Consider the following 344-nt stretch of genomic DNA (forward strand, 5'->3'; position numbering starts at 1 on the left):
ATTAAAAGTGTTATTTTTTTAAGAGTTGTCTTCTCTTATAATTGGTTTATTTAATCATCACTAAATGTTATGCAGTTTTCAAAGTACTAAATAGTATATAAAATACTACTGGTGGAGATGAGGAGGATCGAACTCCTGACCCCTTGCGTGCAAGGCAAGTGCTCTCCCAGCTGAGCTACACCCCCATATTTCGTTTTTTGACATGAAATATATTAACACATATATATATCTTTGTCAATATTTTTTTGAAAGTTTTTTAAGAACTCTCAAAATTAAACAGTAGGTAATTACTCCTTAGAAAGGAGGTGATCCAGCCGCACCTTCCGATACGGCTACCTTGTTAC

General features: G+C 34.3%; 1 tRNA gene. It reads right to left on the reverse strand.

Annotation, left to right across the window (positions count from 1 at the left end):
- Positions 1-109 precede the first annotated feature (109 nt).
- Positions 110-185 (reverse strand) — tRNA-Ala (locus ATCC9714_RS16585).
- Positions 186-344 lie beyond the last annotated feature (159 nt).

The organism is Paraclostridium sordellii (genome assembly GCF_000953675.1).
GTDB classification, from domain to species: domain Bacteria; phylum Bacillota; class Clostridia; order Peptostreptococcales; family Peptostreptococcaceae; genus Paraclostridium; species Paraclostridium sordellii.